General features: G+C 47.3%; 15 protein-coding genes and 2 pseudogenes. 15 read left to right on the forward strand and 2 right to left on the reverse strand.

What is annotated here, in order from left to right; all coding sequences use genetic code 11:
- Positions 1-28 precede the first annotated feature (28 nt).
- Complete coding sequence (locus BM082_RS00870; protein ID WP_017015452.1) at positions 29-445, reverse strand: GNAT family N-acetyltransferase; 417 nt, start codon at positions 443-445, stop codon at positions 29-31.
- A 291-nt stretch (positions 446-736) separates the two neighbouring features.
- Between BM082_RS00870 and BM082_RS00875 the strand changes: the two genes are divergently transcribed.
- The 4 genes and pseudogenes from BM082_RS00875 to BM082_RS00890 all read left to right on the forward strand — a co-directional run bounded on the left by BM082_RS00875 (position 737) and on the right by BM082_RS00890 (position 5,738).
- A complete protein-coding gene (locus tag BM082_RS00875; protein WP_017015453.1) occupies positions 737-1,177 on the forward strand; it encodes a GNAT family N-acetyltransferase in 441 nt (146 codons plus the stop codon).
- 189 nt (positions 1,178-1,366) lie between these two features.
- A pseudogene (locus BM082_RS00880) lies at positions 1,367-4,131 on the forward strand (DUF2339 domain-containing protein).
- A gap of 265 nt (positions 4,132-4,396) precedes the next feature.
- Positions 4,397-4,681, forward strand: a complete 285-nt coding sequence (locus BM082_RS00885; protein WP_017010823.1) for a hypothetical protein — start codon at positions 4,397-4,399, stop codon at positions 4,679-4,681.
- Positions 4,682-4,970: 289 nt separating this feature from the next.
- On the forward strand, positions 4,971-5,738 hold the full coding sequence (locus tag BM082_RS00890) for an IclR family transcriptional regulator (protein WP_017015454.1): 768 nt from the start codon (positions 4,971-4,973) through the stop codon (positions 5,736-5,738).
- Positions 5,739-5,815: 77 nt separating this feature from the next.
- On the opposite strand, the gene BM082_RS00895 is transcribed toward BM082_RS00890, so the two are convergent.
- Positions 5,816-7,429, reverse strand: a complete 1,614-nt coding sequence (locus tag BM082_RS00895; protein WP_017010821.1) for a GMC family oxidoreductase — start codon at positions 7,427-7,429, stop codon at positions 5,816-5,818.
- A 430-nt stretch (positions 7,430-7,859) separates the two neighbouring features.
- On the opposite strand from BM082_RS00895, the gene BM082_RS00900 reads away from it, so the two are divergent.
- The 11 genes and pseudogenes from BM082_RS00900 (at position 7,860) to BM082_RS00945 (ending at position 18,630) form a co-directional block, all read left to right on the forward strand.
- Positions 7,860-9,023, forward strand: coding sequence for a TRAP transporter substrate-binding protein (locus BM082_RS00900; protein ID WP_017010820.1), 1,164 nt, complete (start codon positions 7,860-7,862; stop codon positions 9,021-9,023).
- A gap of 90 nt (positions 9,024-9,113) precedes the next feature.
- Positions 9,114-9,641 (forward strand): TRAP transporter small permease, encoded by a 528-nt coding sequence (locus tag BM082_RS00905; RefSeq protein ID WP_017010819.1) that lies wholly within the window; start codon positions 9,114-9,116, stop codon positions 9,639-9,641.
- 9 nt (positions 9,642-9,650) lie between these two features.
- Positions 9,651-10,940, forward strand: a complete 1,290-nt coding sequence (locus BM082_RS00910; RefSeq protein ID WP_074924901.1) for a TRAP transporter large permease — start codon at positions 9,651-9,653, stop codon at positions 10,938-10,940.
- 255 nt (positions 10,941-11,195) lie between these two features.
- A complete protein-coding gene (locus BM082_RS00915) occupies positions 11,196-12,524 on the forward strand; it encodes a solute carrier family 23 protein (protein ID WP_074924903.1) in 1,329 nt (442 codons plus the stop codon).
- Positions 12,525-12,735: 211 nt separating this feature from the next.
- Positions 12,736-14,103 carry a guanine deaminase gene (guaD, locus tag BM082_RS00920; RefSeq protein WP_074924905.1) on the forward strand — a complete coding sequence of 456 codons (1,368 nt, stop codon included), beginning with the start codon at positions 12,736-12,738 and terminating at the stop codon, positions 14,101-14,103.
- Between the two features lie 220 nt (positions 14,104-14,323).
- Positions 14,324-14,554 (forward strand): helix-turn-helix domain-containing protein, encoded by a 231-nt coding sequence (locus BM082_RS00925; RefSeq protein WP_244275872.1) that lies wholly within the window; start codon positions 14,324-14,326, stop codon positions 14,552-14,554.
- A gap of 149 nt (positions 14,555-14,703) precedes the next feature.
- Positions 14,704-14,868 (forward strand): annotated as a pseudogene (locus tag BM082_RS25245) (alpha-amylase family glycosyl hydrolase); the annotation flags it as partial.
- Positions 14,869-15,026: 158 nt separating this feature from the next.
- On the forward strand, positions 15,027-15,989 hold the full coding sequence (locus BM082_RS00935) for a transposase (RefSeq protein WP_074924907.1): 963 nt from the start codon (positions 15,027-15,029) through the stop codon (positions 15,987-15,989).
- A gap of 471 nt (positions 15,990-16,460) precedes the next feature.
- Positions 16,461-16,631, forward strand: coding sequence for a hypothetical protein (locus BM082_RS24935; protein ID WP_159435491.1), 171 nt, complete (start codon positions 16,461-16,463; stop codon positions 16,629-16,631).
- Positions 16,632-16,675: 44 nt separating this feature from the next.
- Positions 16,676-17,155: an imm11 family protein gene (locus BM082_RS00940; protein ID WP_074924909.1), complete on the forward strand. Its 480-nt coding sequence runs from the start codon at positions 16,676-16,678 to the stop codon at positions 17,153-17,155.
- A 512-nt stretch (positions 17,156-17,667) separates the two neighbouring features.
- Positions 17,668-18,630 (forward strand): transposase, encoded by a 963-nt coding sequence (locus BM082_RS00945; protein WP_074924911.1) that lies wholly within the window; start codon positions 17,668-17,670, stop codon positions 18,628-18,630.
- The last annotated feature ends 97 nt before the right edge of the window (positions 18,631-18,727 follow it).

Below are 18,727 nucleotides of genomic sequence, written 5' to 3' on the forward strand. Positions count from 1 at the left end.
CATCCACCTATCTTGTTTTTGCTGCCTCTCATGCCCACACAAAGTGATGCGCGATGGTTTTGAACTCTTCGCGTTGAAAGAAAATGTGCGCTTTAAAACGTTGGATTTCTGAATCAACGTGGATTTGTTTGCAGCCATGCTCTGCAGCATGGTGTTTAAGCCACGCCATCAATACGTTTCCCACCCCTTGCGAGCGATGGTTTTCGTTTGTCACCAAATCATCGATATAAATATGTTTTCCCCACGCGAGACTTTCACGCACTTCAAAACCCACGACGGCCAGCACAATGTTGTCTGACTTCACGTAGGCGAGTTGATAGCCACTTTGTTGTTGTCTTTTTATTTGTGCGGCGAGTGCGTCTTGCGAGATATGGGGGCGAAGCTGAGTGAGTACATCCAGTACCTGAGCGCGATCAGCGTTGTCTTCGAAAAACGTAACGTCCATGGTGGCCTCGATAAGAATGGGCTATTTGAAGAAGGGTGCTGTCGGGCATTTGGTGGTATCGGCACCAGTTGTAGGGTACGCCCGACAGCGTGTTTGATGCAGCGAGATTATCACCTAACTTTATGAAATCCAGTGAAATAACACGCGCTATAAGCGTGTATGTTCATATTTTTGCGGTGGACGACTGTTTCGAAATAGACGTATTGACGGCATGGTCAATATGGTGTTGTTTCTATTAGATATTTACGCCATATTGATCACATTATGAGAGATTGCTGAGGGAAGTGAGACATGGAAATCAAACCAATCAGTTGGCAAGAGGCGCTTCCTTTGCGGCATCAAGTGCTTTGGCCGAATGAGCCGCCAGCGTTTTCGAAAGTGGAAGGCGACGAAGATGCTTTGCACTACGGGGCATTTCTCGATGGAGAAATTGTTTGCGTGGCATCGATACACTTTTCGTCTGAATTCACTGATGCACACAATAAAACCAAAAATGCGCGATTGAGGAAATTTGCCACCTCACAAGCACATCAAGGGCAGGGAATTGGCTCGTTGATGTTGAAAAGGATACTGACCGACTTGAAACAGGAAGGGGTGAGTATCTTTTGGTGTGACGCGAGGGAAACGGCGATGGGTCTCTATGAGAGGTTCGGCATGCATGCAGAAGGCGAGCGGTTTTATAAAGGTGACATCCCATATTTTCGAATGAGCAAGAACGTTGAGAATGCCTAGGTCATGAAAATCCGTCACAACCGAAAAGGGGATGGCGTGAAAGCGTACAATAAAACTGTGGGTTGCTCCTTAGGTTTGTAAGCTTATTGATACTAATAGAAAAAGCCTTCTGCTGTTTCGAAAACACCGCCTTCTTTTGCGATAGCATGTCGCCTGTATGCAAGGGAGTGTGTTTTAGGGAGAAGGTCGTTGTTAGCGTTTATTTCGTGTGTTTTGGCTATCGTTGCTATTTTGGTCGCCATAAAAGCGTCAAACCGTACGTTTCGATTGGAAAAGGAACTGTCGGATCTTAAAGCGACGCTGCAAGATGCTAAATTGTCCGACACCTCAAATGTGCCTGTAAGTTTTCCTCGTGCAAGTACATCGCCATCCAAAGCGATCAATCCTGACGCTGCTGTCACTGAGAGCAGAGCGACGCCTAGTGATGAATCGTTACGCCAAGCTCAATACAAACAGCAGCAAACGATACCTTCTCACTACCAAGCCGTTAAACCTACATCACCTAACGTTACGTCTGTTGCGCATTCTGCTGCGAAGACACCATCTTCACCGCTTTCTGATGCCGCCAACCTTGCCAAAGAGCGTGCTTCAACAAACACCCTGAATGATCTTGATACCGTCTTTGACCGTGGGCTACGAAAACTGATCGCGAGCTTTCAGGAAAACTGGCTGGTCTGGGTGGGCGCCATTGCCATGCTCATTGGTGGTGGATACTTGGTTCAAGTTATCGGTAGTCGCATCGAATTCTCCCCAGTTATGCGTGTCGCTATCGCCTTTACACTTTCCGCACTCACCATCGCTGTGGGGGAGTGGTTTCACCGAAGAGAACAGAAAGACGAAACCCAAGGGAAAAGGGCATCAAGTTTCTCGTATGTGCCTGCGGCAATCACAGGGACGGGTTTAACGGGTATCTATTGCACTGTCATCTTCGCTTTTGTTGTTTACCAAATGCTCGCCCCCACCACCTCCTTAGTGATCCTCGCCACCGCAGCGTTTTCGAGCCTTGCTTTATCATTACGCCAAGGCCCTTTAATGGCGGTACTTGGGCTTGTTGGCGGCTATTCGGCACCGCTGTGGATTGGCGGTACTGTGATCCGAATTACTTCTTGCTTGGTGGCTATATTGCAGCGATCACGTTGGCGGGAACCGTGTTAATGCAACGAGTAAAGCATGCATGGTTAACCCTCAGTATTGCTGTGCCGCATGTGCTCTGGATGGTGATATTGATTGAGGCGGTGCCGCAAACACAGCTGTTTGTGTGGCTGTCTGTCTTCCTGACCTTCACACTCTATGTGTTGTTTGCCGTGCCGCGATTGGGCTGGTTGCTTGATGTCCGTTATCGTCATGGCCAAACCACGTTAACCCATCATCCTGTTGTGATGTCGATAGCGACGGTGTTGCTGCTGTTTTGGTCAACAGAGCAATTTGATGTTATGTCTGGCATCGAGATGCTGTATCTCTATGGTTTTTTGATGGTTACGCTTTGGCTACCCGCGCTGAGAAAGGGCATTGCCCCTAGGATCTTTCAAGGTGTGTCCGTGGTCGTTGCTGTGTCACTGCTGATATTGTCTTTTAGTATGAAGGCGTTTGATTGGTGGTTGTCTGATCGTGAGATTTTGATGTGTTTAGGGGTCAGCACCATGCTGGTTGCCTTACGCACAGTCGCACAGTATTTAGGCGGAGATCGTTCTGTTCCATCACGGGTTTTATTGGTTGTTCTCGCCCCGATCATGACGATACTCACGCTCGGGTATGTTGACGTGCTGATGGCAGAACAATTGGTTTTCTGGAGCATGTTTACTGCTTTGGTCGCGGGTCTGTATGTGCAAATTGGCATACGAGTACCTGCATTAACCGAGGATGTCTCAGCCTGTGTGCATGGTATGTTAGCGGCGTTGTCGTTTGTCTGGTTTGACGATGCAACATTGACGTTCGCGATTTCCGCGCAAGTGGCCGTGATGGCGTTGCAGGCGCAATATGGCATCTTCCGTCCTGCCTATTGGGCGATAAAAGTCGCGATGAGTTTGCTGGTGGTTCGCCTTACGCTCCTGCCGTTTATTCCTGATTGGCAGCCACAAGATGGGGGGGATTGGAGTTGGGTACTTCTCAGCTACTTGCCGTCGTTAGCTTTGTTGGCATACGCAAGGGTTGTGCTGCGCAATACACAAGCAGACATTGCTAACTGGTTTGAAGGGGCCTTCTTGCATGTGTTCCTTGTCGCCTTGTTTACGCAGACTAACTACTGGCTGACGGGCAGCTATGGGTATGCCACGGAGATCGATTTCACTTCTTCGATAGTGTATGCAAACCAAGCCCTTGTGATGGCGCTTGTTTACGGTTATCGCAGTCAATTTGCCGATAAGCTATCGCTGGTGTATCGCGGATATGGCTACCTGTTGTTACTGGCATTTGTCGCGTTTGAAGTGCTGCTTAACACCATGGATTCACCGTTGATTCATGATCATGTACTGGCCAGTGAATGGCCGATATTCAACATGCTGACATTGGGGTGGTTGCTGCCTGCGTCAGTGCTGTTTGGCGCGTATTTCTGCCGATTGAGTGCGTTGCAAATATCTCCACGCATTTATGCTGGATCAGGTCTTGCCTTGGTGGGAATCTGGTTGGGCATGTCGATTCGCCATTTCTGGCAACCATCGTCCATGACTATCTTCAATTCAACCAGCATGGCAGAACTGTTCAGTTATTCGGTTGCGGGCCTCGTGGTCGGCGGTGTGTTGACTTGGGCTGGTGTGACACGTCAAGCATTACATGTTCAGCGTGTTGGTCTTGTTTTGTTGGCGTGCGTGGCGGTGAAAGTGTTCTTGTGGGATGTCAGTTCGCTGGATGGTTTCTGGCGAGCGATCAGTTTCCTTGGCTTAGGTGCATCGTTGATCGGGTTGGGATGGCTTTTCCAAAAATTAAACAAATCGGTCTCTGAGAAGCCGTCAACGTGAGGCGCTGTTTGATCGCGGTTTGTTGAAGGGCTTTGTCCACGACGATCGTCAGGAGAACGGCAAAAAGAGTGACGATAAGGTTGATGGCGAGAGAGGGCAATAGATGGTGATAGTACGTCCAATTAATTGTCTATTACTCGTCTCTTTACTTTTCTGTTTGAAACAACGCGCGAGGTTCTTATCCTGATGTAGGTTTGGTAATCTACATCAAATAACGCGCACACCAGATTGAGCAGGCCGTGCTTAATTAGTTTTAGGAGAAAGCATGTCGGTGAAGCAATTCTTAAGATCGATGAATCAGAAGTTAGCGGGAAAACTAACACAATCCAGCGAATTTCGAGAAAGAATGTGGATCGTGAATGTCCGTGAAAGTACGTTAAAGAACGAGGCCTTTGTGGTCAGTGAAGACAGCTTTTCTGAACCCATGCAATGGATGAGACGCCAAAACTATTCTGAGTACATGATCGATGAACTCAACCAGCTCAGGCTCTCCCAATCTATTAATTTCACTGTCGGGAATGCTGAGCACTGCATACTGCGCGTAAAATGATCTCTTACTTTAATAGGCTGAGATTGGTCGCCTGCATGCCTGCGGCACTTACTCATTCCCCATAACTGCCATCTTGCTTCTTTCCCATACTCGCGTCAAAACATCAAACATCGTCATGCCGTGTTTCATTACAGGGCAAATTGATGAGGATTTTTGACTATTCAGGACTCAATGTCTCAATTAATGGAAAAGAGTTGGCGATCTTAATACATGCTTAATAAAATCAAGATACTTTGATGTTTCATTTCTCACGTTCCTATAAAGAACAAACGACAAACGGAAGGGTAGAATGAAGGAAACACAATCAACGCTTATTCGTGGCTTTCATATCCTTGAAAAGATTGTGAAGGCAGACAAGCCGCTCTCCAGTGTTTATCTTGCAGAAGAGTTAGATCTCCCAAAACAAACCGTCCATCGCATTGCGCAACAACTCGAAGAAGAAGGGTTATTACAGCGGGAGCTTGATGGGAAACGTTTTACTGCAGGTCCCCGATTACGGAGTCTTGCTAGAGACACGTTAAAGAATTCCTCTATCAATGTGCACCGCTATACCATTCTTAAAGAACTGTCTGATGAGATCGGGGAGACTTGCAACCTGACCATTCTGGATGGCTATGAAATCTTATATTTAGAACGTGTCGAAACGAACTGGCCTTATCGTATTCACTTACCTGTCGGCACGCACTATCCGCTGCATTGCACCGCTTCGGGTAAATTGTTTCTTTCAGACATGAAACCGACCGCACGGAAGCGCTTGTTGAAAAGTATGTCGTTAACGCGTGAAACCGCGCAAACCATCACGGATATCGATCAATTGGAAACCCATTTAGCGAAGATCGCCGAAGATGGGGTCGGGATGGATTCAGGCGAATTCCTTGATGACATGGTCGCGTTGGCTGTTCCTGTGATTGATAACGACAACCGTGTTGCGTTCACGGTGGCCGTTCATGCTCCTTCAACTCGAAAAACGCCGGAAGAATTAAGGCAGTATTTGCCGTTGCTTCGCCGCGCTGCCCAACGTTTGGCGGTGGCTGAATTCGGTATCACTGACGAGTAATCGGCAATGGCGGTATTCGGGTCAATCACCTGGTTACCGGCATCGCCATTTTCTGTGTTCGTAGATGGCGCTATTCGCTAATGCGCAACGTTGTTGTCTTCCAAAATCATTTCCGACGCCTTCTCCGCGATCATAATGGTTGGCGCATTGGTGTTCCCAGAGGCGATCACTGGCATGATCGATGCGTCGACAACGCGTAAATTCTTCACCCCATAAACCTGCAGTCTTGGGTTCACGACTGCCATGTCATCAATGCCCATTTTACAGGTGCTTGTAGGGTGATAAATGGTTTGGCTGTATTCTCTCGCTGCCACCAGTAATTCTTCGTCGGTTTGGTATTTCTCTCCCGGCACATATTCGCTGAGTATGTGCTCCGAAAGGGGCGGTGTATTCGCGATCTTTCGTGCCACTTTTATGGCATTGATGATCACGGTTTGGTCGCGTTCATCAGAAAGATAACAAGGCTGTATAGCGGGATGAGCGAGTGGATCTGTTGATGTGATTTTCACGTTTCCTCGGCTATAAGGGCGAAGTTGACACACTGATGAAGTAAACGCAGAAAAAGGGTGCACGCCATCTCCTGGCTTATCGGCACTAAGGGGTTGCATATGAAATTGAATATCTGGCCGCGTCAAATGGGAAGAAGATTGAGTGAAAATGGTCACTTGGCTTGCGGCCAATGTCAGAGGGCCGGTCCGCGTAAAGAGATATTGCAGCCCTACCATGGCACGTTTAAAGAGGCTGTTTAATTCATCATTAAGCGTACGTTCGCTGGTTTTAAACACCAATCTTACTTGCAGGTGATCTTGCAAGTTTTCACCGACGCCCGGCAGGTCATGTAAAACAGGGATATTGAGCTCATTGAGCAGAGAAGCAGGGCCAATCCCTGAGAGTTGAAGTAACTGCGGCGAACCAATGGCACCCGCGCTTAAAATAACTTCGCGACTTGCCATAATTTGCCGTTTTACCTTGTCTTTGATCACTTCAACACCGACGGCGGTTTTGTCTTCAAACAACACTTTTGAGACATGGTGATGAGTGAGAATATCCAGGTTTTCTCGTTGTTTAGCGGGGCGTAAAAAGGATTTTGCCGTACTCCAACGAAAACCCTTATACGCTGTCTGTTGGAAGTAACCCACGCCTTCTTGAACTTCACCATTGCAATCAGGATTGTAGGGAATGCCTAGCTTGATGGCTGAGCTGATAAAATGGTCTGCAATGGGGCGGCGTAGTCGCAAATCACTGACTTTCTGTGGTCCGTTTACCCCATGAAAATCATCCGATCCGCGTTCTTGGTCTTCCGATTTTTTGAAGTAAGGCAGTATTTCTTGGTAAGACCAACCTTGATTCCCCAAAGCCGCCCAATGATCGTAATCTTCTGCTTGTCCGCGAACATACAACAGACCATTGAGTGCGCTAGACCCACCTAACACCTTTCCTCTTGGCCACTGCAATTGACGCGAATTAATGCCCGGGTCAGGCTCAGTGACATAACACCAATCCGTTTTTGGGTTATGCATCGTCTTGAAATACCCCACTGGAATATGCAACCAGGGATTGTTGTCTTTGCCGCCTGCTTCTATCAATAACACGCGAATGGCAGGATTTTCGGACAAACGATTGGCAAGTACACACCCCGCAGAGCCAGCACCCACAACAATAAAATCGTAATGATTTGAAGATAGTCCCATCTTTTTCACTCTCCCTCACTGTCTACCGATGCCGTGAAAAGAAGGCGGCATTCGCTCAGAAACATCTGAAATCAGAAAATCTCAAACATTGAAATATGAGACTAATGATCTCGATTTTTATAGTCAAGGCTTGAATTTTGATTTTTCTATGCCATAAATGGAATGTTCCGGTTCGAAAATTAACCAATCATTAACATTTTGGTGGCTGGGGAGTGAGTATGAATGACGGACAAATTTATCGACTGAACGTTGGATTGCTTGGATTTCAGAGCGGGATGAGTGAACACAGACCGCTCTGTTTGAGAACGCAAATGTCGGCATGCCAGCGTAAACGTTTGAGCGAAAGCCAACACAAAGGAGTGCGAGCATGAGCAAAAATCGGGAGATACTCACGAGAAGGGATTTTATGAAGGTGTCCGCCCATTTTGGGATGACATCAACCCTGATCGCCGCGGGAGCATTGGGAGCAGGAGCCACCGTGTCTACGCTGGCGAGAGCCGCCGAAAATACGCAAAAGGAACGCTATTCTGCGCCGCCTAAGTTCCAACTTAAGTTTGGGGCATCGGGTTTTAACGAAAAAAACCTCGATATTCAAAAATCGGCACAGCTTTTTTTCGCCAGAGACCTTGAACAACGGACAAACGGCGCGATCCGCGTTGAGTTTATTGGCAGTAACCAAATCTGTGGTCAAACCAACTGTGTGAAGAAAACGCAGCAGGGCATTGTCGACATGTATTCTGCATCAACACAAAACTCTGCTGGGGGCGCACCGTATCTTAATGTGTTGGATTATGCCTACATGTTCCCATCCCGCGCATCGCAGTTTCACTTTTTCTACAGTAAGAAAAGCGAACCGTTATTTAGAGAGCCCCTGCGTCAGCGTCATAAATTGCAATTCTTGTTTACCCATTGTGAGTTACGAGGCATTCAACTTGGCTTGAAATGGAAAGATAAGCCTTTGGTGACGTCCATCGATCAACTTGCGGGAACAAAAAACCGTGTAACGGGCACGCAACTCGGGCGAATCGCCATGCAGTTGATGAACCTCAACCCTGTCCCGATCGCTTGGGAAGAAACGTTGGATGGCTTGAAACAGGGCTTGATCGACGGTGCTGAAACATGGATGGGCGCGGTGGCGTACGCCGGTATGGCACCTGTGGTATCACAATGTGTTGATCTCAAGTTCTTCTCTGGCACAGAACACACGGCGATGAGTTTGCCTGTGTTCGATAAGCTGGGCTCAGATCTTCAAGACGATGTGATGGAGTCAGCGTATGTTGCGCAAATCTTCACCCAAGGCATGAATGAAGCGGCGCTTACTGACATTGTCGGTGCGACGAACCCACCAAGACCGGGCACCATTTTCGCGGAAAACAACACCCGCGTTGCCACCTTGTCTGACGCTGAACTGCGCAAAGCCGAGGAAATGTGTTCGCCAGAGTTCAACCCCGAACCTTGGGAACAATGGCGCGATCGCTTGAACAAGTGGTCGGGTGGTCACGATACCTACCAAGAAATCTACGACATTGCGCGAGAAATTCCTCGCGACACGCAAGTTGTCAATGTGCCACCACAACGCTGGTGGACGAGCTAAATATCGTCGTGCAGTGCCTGTTTGCTGATGTGAAAACGCATCCGCAAACGGGCCTGCGCGTATCTTTATTCAATGATCTGTGAGGTCAGCATGAAACCGCTACATACCTTGCTCAAATGGTTAGATGAAAACACGGAAAAGGTCATCATCTTGATCACCTATTCAAGTATGGCTGGCATTATTTTCGTAGAGGTTGTTCGGCGGTTTTTGTTCAACCAACAAGTGCCATGGAGCACCACGGTGCCCGTGCTACTTTTCCTCTGGGTAACCTGGTTCGGTGCTTCGTACAACATAAAGAAACGCACACATTTAGCCTTAACAGAAATTCGTGCGCGGCTTTCTTATCGTCTTCAGTTTTGCTGTCTGGTGTTAGATGCGGTGCTTTGGATCGCCTTCGCTGGCATCGTGATTTATCACGCCACCAATCAAACCTATATCGCTTACGACAACTTCGCGATTGTGGGGGGAACGGATGATGTCATGGAGTGGTGGTTCTATCTCGCCACACCGCTTGCATGGGTGCTTATCGTGATCCGCGTGCTGCAAAATTTGGCCAAGGACATTAAGCAATATCAACGTAAAGAGCCGTTTGTGCTTCAAGCGTCGTTACTGGATTAGGAGCAGAATATGGAAGACGGCACACTTATCACGCTGATCTCTCTTGGCGTAACACTGCTTTTTATTATCGGCGTTCCCATTTTTCTTGTGATTGGCTTTTGGGTTGTGGGTTGCAGCCTTGTCATTGATTTTACCCTTGCCAACATTGGCGTGACCTTATTTGAAGGTTTAAATTTCTTCGGCTTATTAGCGCTCCCGCTGTTCATCATGACGGGGGATTTGATCAATGCGGCGGGCATTGCCAAACGCATGTCGGATTTCGCGTATTCCATATTGGGATGGGTGAGAGGCGGCTTGGGCATGGCGACCATCGGCGCGTGCGGCATGTTCGCGGCCATTTCCGGTTCGAATGCGGGTACAACAGCGACGATCGGTTCCATCATGCAACCCGAAATGGCAAAGAACAATTACGATGAACGTTTCGCTGCTGCCACCGCTGCGGCAGGGGGCACGGTGGGGATCATCATTCCGCCGAGCATCATCTTTATCGTTTATGGCTTCTTACTGGATCTCTCCATCAGTGACCTGTTCGTCGGTGGCATGCTGCCGGGATTACTCATGGTGATCGCCATGCAATTGGCGTGTTACATCGTTTGTAAGAAAAACGGTTGGGGCAATCTCATCAAGTTTGAACCTAAGCGTATTCTGAAAACGGGCTTGAAAGCTTACCTTGGCATCATTGCTATCGCCATTGTGATATACGGCATTTATTCGGGTGCGTTTTCTCCTACAGAAGCCGCAGGTGTAACGGTCGGGTTTTGTTTGATAGCGGGCGTGCTTATCACGCGCCAAATTAAGCTGCGTGAACTGCCGAACATCTTACTTCGCTCCGGGCAAATCACAGGCATGCTAGCGCCCTTGATTGCGGTGTCGGTGGTGATGCAGCAGTTGCTGTCATTGCTGGGTGCAGGTGAAGTAGTGCGTGGGTGGATGTCAGCGATTGGCGATCCCACTTTTGTGTTGATTGCCTGCATGATGTTGGTGCTGTTGGCGGGAACCGTGTTAGAAAGCCTGCCAAATACCATCATTCTTGCGCCCATCCTTGCGCCAATTGCTTACAGCGTGGGGGTCGATCCTATCCACTTTGCGGTGATCTTCTTGGTCGGTGATGCGATTGGCTTTATTACGCCGCCTTATGGGTTGAACCTGTACGTTGCCAGCGGAATAACAGGAATACCCTATTTCACCATTGTGAAATATGTACTGCCGTATCTGTTTGCACTCATGGTCGCGTGGATGATCATTGCCTTCTGGCCGCCACTTTCTACGTATCTGGTGCAGTTTTCAGCGGTGGGTTAGCCTTAAGCTCAACACATACGTTCAATATTAACCACCAATAAGCAAACGTTTGCTTATTGGTGGTTTTGCTGTATTATGCGCGCACTTTTCAGCTGGTGCGCGGTTAACATCTTGTTATAACGCGGTTTCGTAGTTGGAAATACTGGCAGGCTCAGGATGAGTAGTGTGGGTGTATGACGCCTTATTCATCAGAGCATGTGCGGATGAATATCGTCCGGTTGTCATCATTTACTGTCCATTTCTTGCTAGCGAATCATGAAAAATACAACGCTTACTCATATCGACGAAAAAATCTCCATTCCGACATCTTTTTCCCTTGGGGCACAACATGTGCTGGCGATGGATCTCTACATCGTGCCTATTATCCTCGCCGGTCTTTTGTCTCTTTCCGTTTCAGACACCTCCTCTTTGATTCAAATGACCTTCATTGTGGCGGGTATCGCGACCATTATTCAGTCTGGCTTACTACTGAAAATGCCCGTGATGCAGGGGCCTTCTTACATTCCCATCGGCGCCATTGCCGCGATTGGTAAAACCATGGGCATGGGCGCGGTGTATGGCGCGATGATCCCGGTGGCAATATTCGTTGCGCTGCTGGGCAAGCCTGCCAACCTGTTCAGTAAATTGGTGAAACGTTTTGTCCCACCGATTGTGGGCGGAACGGTCATCATCGTGGTCGGTATTTCTCTGTTGCCTGTGGCATTCAATGGGATCTATTCAGGCGAGCGCCCAACTGAAAATATCGTGATAGCGCTGACCAGCATGGTGTCACTGTCATCATTCATCCTGATAGGGTGCTTCTTCAAATCACTTCACTGGCTGCGCTTAGCGTCGGTGATTGGCGCGATTGTGATCGGCACCTTGGTTGCTGCGTTTTATGGCATGGCAGATTTCTCTGCCGTGGGCGAATCTTCATGGCTACAACTGCCGTCGTTGCTGCCGTTTGGTGAATTGAAGTTCGAGCCAATGGCTATCATGACCATGCTATTCATCGCCATGATTGTGCTGGTGGAAACCACAGGCACATGGTGCGCAGTCAGTGCGGTGACAGGCGTTGAACTTAACGACGAACGCTTAAACCGTGGGGCAACGGGCGAAGCTGCAGGTAATTTTATGTGTTCATTGCTTGGCGGCAGCCCAGTCACTGGCTATTCAACTAACGCAGGCATTATTGCTGTCACTGGGGTGTCGTCCCGTCGCGCCATTATTGCCGGTGGCGTGATCCTGCTTATCCTCGGTTTGGTGCCGAAACTGACCAGCTTGATTGCGTCTGTCCCTCATGCCGTGATTTCTGGCATTTTCTCTGTCATTTGCGTGGTGATTGCGATGAACGGTTTCCGCGTTATCCAACACATTCAATTGAACGAGCGCAACATGCTGGTCGTAGGGTTGCCGATCATGTTGTCATTGGGCGCAGTATTGATGCCTCGTGAGTTGGTGTATGCATTGCCAGAAATGGCGGGCTACTTGGTGAACTCAGGCATTGCAATCGGTGCGCTCGCTGCGGTGATCTTGAACTTTGTTTTACCTAATACCCAAACCGAATTGGAAAACGCGCAACAAGTAGAAAGTAACGCACTATAACTAATTGGTTAGGGCGTGCTTGTAACGTGGAATGATTTTAAAAGGGCTTGCTTCGGCGGGCCCTAGGCTGTTCATGTCATGGATGTTTCAAGGCGTGACAGACACGAGTTTTATGCTCAAAAAAATGCGTTCGCGAAAGCCGACACTCTCGAAATTTTGGTTTTCGTTAACGATGCAATCAAACAATTAAGCATTAGAAATAAGTAAAATTATGATTGATTTCAACGCTCTTCGTTTTGCCTTGCTGGCTGATACTTTCCATTGCCTTGTTAAAGGCGAATTTGAATTCAACGTCGATTTTCTGATCTTGGTGAATAATCAAGGTGATATCGCTGGCACAGTAAAAACGGATGATGTTCGCCATGCCGAGATGGTGACTGCACTGCGTGATGCGGGCAAATTAGAGGTGCTACCAAAAGGGCAGTATTTGATGCCAGGTTTGGTGGATTTGCATTGCCACGCACCACAATGGCCGCAAGCAGGAAAGGGGCTAGATCTGCCCCTGTTTGATTGGCTTCAGAACTACACCTTCCCCCTTGAAAATCGTTACGCCGACAACGCATTCGCCGCAAACATTTACCAAGACGTAAGCCGCACTTTGTTAGCAAATGGCACAACCAGTGCAGTTTACTTCGCCTCGATTCACCGTGAATCAACGGAAGTGCTCGCACAATCGTGTTTGGAACTGGGTCAACGCGCGTTCGTCGGCAAGGTCAATATGGACAACCAAGAACAGTGTCCTGATTTCTACCGCGAAAACAGTGTTGAACAAGCGCTTTACGAGACAGAACTGTTCGTGAATAACGTGCGCGGCTTGGCGGGCAATGAAGGCGGGTTGGTGAAGCCAGTGATTACGCCACGTTTTGTACCGAGTTGTACCGATCCAATGCTGAAAGGCTTGGGCGAATTGGTTCAGAAATATGACCTGCACATGCAAACTCATTGCTCTGAGAGTGACTGGGCGCGTGATTACAGCATTGAACGTTATGGCATGAGCGACATTGCGATTTATGCAGAAGCAGGGCTGTTGAACAACAAATCGGTGTTAGCACATTCGATCTTTATCGACGAAAAAGACATCGCGATGTTGAACCAGTTCGGCGCAGGTATCGGTCACTGCCCGTTGTCGAACATGTATTTTGCCAATGCCGCCATGCAAACACGTGAGCTATTAGATGCGAATGTGCGTGTGGGTTTAGGCAGCGACATTGCAGGTGCGCCGTCTCCATCAATCTTCCGCGCGTGTTTTGATGCGGTGACGCATTCTCGTGTGCGTGAAGACGGTGTGGATTGCCATTTGCCTGCCGACCAGCGCGGCGTATCAGGTTCGCGCATTAGCTACTTGGAATCATTCTGGATGGCGACCAACGGTGGTGGTCAGGTGCTGAATGAGAAGATAGGTGTGTTTGCGCCTGACTATCACTTTGATGCCATTGTGGTTTCGCCAGACAGTGAACGCGGTAACCTGCGCGTATGGCCTGACATGGATTCGCCGCGCGATATCCTTGAGAAGATCATTTCACTCTCTCAAACAGACAACATCAGCAAAGTTTGGGTGCAAGGCAAACAAGTGCGTTAAGGCTTTTGTCATCGCATTGATATGGAAAGACAGCCCGCTTATTCAGCGGGCTTTTTTATGAGCAGAGTTTTGCGCAGTAAGCTCTACGTTCACAAGAGCAATTCACAAAAGCCATTCACGAGAACCTTTTCGCAGAAAACGTATGTCGAACGCGGATAACCGCATTAAATATAATGACTTGGGGTAGATTTGCTGCATCGCAATGGATGATGGACGCAACATGAACACGATTTTATCGGTGATCGCTCTGATTGAGGATTCGCTGCCAGAGACTTTGCGTGTCGAGCAGATTGCAGCGCGCAGCGGCTATTCACGCTGGCACTTACAACGTCAATTCAAGCGCTCAACCGGGATGAGCATTAGTCAATATCAACGCCACCGTTTGCTCAGTCTCGCCGCCGAAAAAATCGCGACCACAGAACATCGTATTCTCGACATCGCCATTGGATAAAGCGGGGACAGGCACTTTAAGAAAACCATAATCTTATCAGTTTCATGCGTTAGTGCTTTTGGACTCAAAGGTGTGAGACAAAGATGAATGGATGGTTTCATAACGATATGCTTTTCATATTATTCAGTTGCCATCCATTTTGAATTTCAATGACAAAAGCCCGCTCATCACTTATCAGCATTGAAGCCACACCTTATTACCACTGCGTTTCTCGCTGTGTTCGTCGGTCGTTTCTTTGTGGCTATGACGAACAAGCGCAACAAAGTTACGAACATCGTCGATCTTGGATTGAAAAGCGTCTGCTTGCGTTAGCAGGCGTAAAAAGCGAGGACAGGCACTTTAAGAAAACCATAATCTTATCAGTTTCATGCGTTAGTGCTTTTGGACTCAAAGGTGTGAGACAAAGATGAATGGATGGTTTCATAACGATATGCTTTTCATATTGTTCAGTTGCCATCCATTGTAAATCCCAATGACAAAAGCCCGCTCATCACTTATCAGCATTGAAGCCACACCTTATTACCACTGCGTTTCTCGCTGTGTTCGTCGGTCATTTCTCTGTGGCTACGATGAGCAAGCGCAACAAAGTTACGAACATCGTCGATCTTGGATTGAAAAGCGCCTGCTTGCGTTAGCAGGCGCGTTTTGTATCGATGTATGTGCATACGCCATTATGAGTAATCATTATCATGTGGTTTTGCATATCAATGATGAAAAGGCAAAAACGCTGTCAGATGTTGAAGTCGTTGAGCGTTGGCTCGCTTTTCATCATGGACCAGCGCTAGTTCAGCGATTTATGCATGGAGACGAACTGTCAGAGGCTGAAACTGAACGGTGCAATGAGATAATTGAAGAGTGGCGAGAGCGTCTTGTATCAATCAGTTGGTTTATGCGTCTGATCAATCAACACATTGCCTCAGAAGCCAATCGAGAGGACAACTGTACTGGACATTTCTGGGAAGGGCGCTTTAAAAACCAAGCATTACTGGATGAGAAAGCCGTCGCTGCCGCTATGGCGTATGTGGATTTGAACCCTGTACGTGCAGCCATTGCCGAAGCGCCAGAAACGTCGGATTATACGAGCGTGAAAGCGCGCATTGATGCGATAGAAAGTAATCAAGCATCTCCAACAGGTTTGTTTCCTTTTGCTGGAAACCCGCGAGAGAGCATGCCAGATGGCATTCCTTTTCGATTGATGGATTATCTTGCATTGGTTGATTGGACAGGAAGGCAAGTGCGGGATGATAAACATGGTCATATCGATAATGCTTCACCACCATTGCTAGAAAGACTTGGATTTGACGCTAAAAGTTGGCTGGAAACATGCACACGGATTGAACAAGGCGGCATTGTCGGCACTGACACCGCAATAAAAGCGGCACTACCTCACTTGCATCGGAAACGACTCTCCGGCTTCCGGATACCAAACCACTAAAAAAATATCTCACTTATCGCAAACGATGACTCAGGCGCTAGCTTGAGATTTTTGCTGCCTTTCATTCACTCAAATTCCGTCATTTTCCATTCCGACACAGAAATGCGATGGCTTCACACTGATTAAAGACGTGTTTGGCCGTGTGAATGCTTTCTTATTGTTGTTCACTTGGGATGTATTCTATAAATGCCTGTCCTTATAGAGGGACTAAATGGATGGTCAGCATCGCTGCTTTGTTGTGGGAGTTCTATATATGCCTGTCCCAAGATAGTTCCATACTGTGATTTTTTACCGTGGGATTGGCTCAAAAGCATTTAGACGTATTTCTATAACCATCTGCCACCAAGCACTTTTTTGTCTTTTGACTCGTTTTTAGGTCAGTCTTTCTGATGATGTTAATGGCAAAATTACTAAAGCCATATGCGCATGAAACGAAAGGTCAACAAACATAAAAGATAAGGAATTACACTAATGGCTGTCACCCTTCATAAATCTAAGCGTTGGCTTGACGAAACAACCCCTTCATTTTTAATCAAAATTTTTGAAGAGGACGAGCAAAGATTGAATAAATTTAATGATGAAATATCATCCAAAGCTCGTGCTATATACAGGGCTGCACATCGATCTGGGGGGAAAGCGTAAATTCCAATATCACACGTATTGATGCACATATCTCCGCCTATGCAATGAAAATCCCTGAGAATGATTTGCCACAAAAGATCATATCTAGAGAAGGTGCCCCTCCTTATGACTTTACCCCAGTACATTTCTCCAACTTCCCTTCGGCTATTATCAGTGAGCGGTTTGCGTCGTGTTTGATGGAGCTAGAGCCGGAAAAACACCAATTTTCGCCCATAGTTGTGGAAGACTTTGAGAAAAAAGTGGTGGCCCATGCTTACTTTTGGCGACCCATGGTCATATTGGATGCGATTGACTTAAATTCGACGCGGATTGTTTTCACGAAAAAAGACGATATCGCGAATTCTACCTGTCAGTTGAGACATGGTGATGGGAATTTCGTGAATAAAAATGTGATTGATGGCCATCTGGCATGGGCAGATGCAAGGTGCCAATCAAAATTATTTATATCGGATGCGTTTCTGGAAATACTTTCAAGCCGACAGATTGATGACTTTTCTTGGACTCATAAACTAAAAGAAATTTAGCGGTGCTACATAAATGTGGGGTTGAGGGTTGAAAAGCGGGAATCGAAAAGCGGGCAAAAGCGGGGACAGGCATTTTTAGAAAACCAATATATTACCGGTATAACGCGTCAGTCTTTTGGGGGCGAGCGCTGGTTCTGAGCCGATTCCATTCAATATCGAGCTACGCCGTGTTTTGTGCTTTAACACGCATTCGTAGCTCGATGCCTTTCTCACATTAATACCAATTGTTGAAATGGATGGTCAGCATCGCTGCTTTGTTGTGGGTGAAAGTCACTTGCTCTTTGGATGGGGGTCCTTGTAGTGATGGGTTATTGGAATAGCCAAATCCTTCAATCGGAATTTGATTGTCTGCCAAGGTGGTAAAGCGGGGACAGGCACTTTAAGAAAACCATAACCTTATCAGTTTCATGCGTTAGTGCTTTTGGACTCAAAGGTGAATGACAAAGATGAATAGATGAATTCATAACGATATGCTTTTCATATTTTTCAGTTGTTATCCATTTTAAATTTCAATGACAAAAGCCCGTTCATCACTTATCAGTATTGAAGCCACACCTTATTATCACTGCGTTTCTCGCTGTGTTCGTCGATCGTTTCTTTGTGGCTATGACGAACAAGCGCAACAAAGTTACGAACATCGTCGATCTTGGATTGAAAAGCGCCTGCTTGCGTTAGCAGGCGCGTTTTGTATCGATGTTTGTGCGTACGCAATTATGAGTAATCATTATCACGTGGTTTTGCATATCAATGTAGAAAAGGCAAAGACGCTATCAAATGTTGAGGTGGTTGAGCGCTGGCTCGCTTTTCATCATGGACCAGCGCTAGTTCAGCGATTTATGCAGGGTGATGAACTGTCAGAGGCTGAAACTGAACGGTGCAATGAGATGATTGAAGAGTGGCGAAAACGTCTTGTCTCAATCAGTTGGTTTATGCGCTTGATCAATCAGCACATTGCCTCAGAAGCTAATCGAGAGGACAACTGTACTGGACATTTCTGGGAAGGGCGCTTTAAAAGCCAAGCATTACTGGATGAGAAAGCCGTCGCTGCAGCAATGGCGTATGTTGACTTGAACCCTGTACGTGCAGCCATTGCCGAAGCGCCAGAAACGTCGGATTATACGAGCGTGAAAGCGCGCATTGATACGATAGAAAGTAATCAAACATCTCCAGCAGGGCTGTTTCCTTTTGCTGGAAACCCGCGAGAGAGCATGCCAGATGGCATTCCTTTTCGATTAATGGATTATCTAGCATTGGTTGATTGGACAGGAAGACAAGTGCGAGATGATAAGCATGGTCATATTGATAATGCCTTACCATCACTGCTAGAAAGACTTGGATTTGACGCTAAAAGTTGGCTGGAAACATGCACACGGATTGAACAAGGCGGCATTGTCGGCACTGACACCGCAATAAAAGCGGCACTACCTCACTTGCATCGGAAACGACTCTCTGGCTTTCGGATACCGAGCCAATAAAACAAGCCCCACTTATAAAAAATGATGACACAGGCGCGAGCTTGAGATTTTTGCTGCCTTTCATTCACTCAAATTCCGTCATTTTCCATTCCGACAC

The organism is Enterovibrio norvegicus DSM 15893, from assembly GCF_900115495.1.
Lineage (GTDB): Bacteria > Pseudomonadota > Gammaproteobacteria > Enterobacterales > Vibrionaceae > Enterovibrio > Enterovibrio norvegicus.